General features: G+C 48.1%; 1 pseudogene. It reads right to left on the bottom strand.

Going from position 1 to position 513, the window contains the following annotated elements:
- Positions 1-451 (bottom strand): annotated as a pseudogene (locus tag U9S71_RS20920) (IS1595-like element ISBbi1 family transposase); the annotation flags it as partial.
- Positions 452-513 lie beyond the last annotated feature (62 nt).

Genomic DNA, 513 nt, shown 5'->3' with positions numbered 1-513 from the left:
GTGTACCCTTGCCTCGCTCGATTTCCTTACTGGCCACCGAAAAGTAACCCTCATCCAGTTCTATCATCCCTTCCAGTGTATACCTTGCATCCCGGTTGCCCATCGCCCTGCGGAGTTTGTGTACCATCGCCCATACCGGTTCGTAACGCTTCAATCCTAATTGCTTCTGGAGTTCGTTGGTGGAGAATCCCTTTTTTGTGCAACTCATCAGGAACATCGTTTTGTACCACACCAGAAACGGCAGCTTGGAGCTCTCCATGATCGTACCGCTGCGCAACGAGGTGCGGAAACGGCAACCTTTGCATTCATAACTCCATTTACCCTGTAACCAATAATGGGAAGTGCCCCCGCATCGCTTGCAGACAACCCCTTCCTTATCACGCTGCTCCTTGAAATGCAAACGACAATCTTCCTCCGAACCGAAATGAGCCGTAAAACTGAATATGTTCATAATCCCTGCTTTTTGAGCGCTAATATACTAAAAATATTAGGTGTGTTTGCGGAGAATCAGAT

The sequence above is a fragment of the Parapedobacter flavus genome, assembly GCF_035818675.1.
Taxonomy (GTDB): Bacteria; Bacteroidota; Bacteroidia; order Sphingobacteriales; family Sphingobacteriaceae; genus Parapedobacter; species Parapedobacter flavus.
The sequence above is the reverse complement of the archived record's forward strand: the minus strand, read 5'-3'. Positions and strand labels throughout refer to the sequence as shown.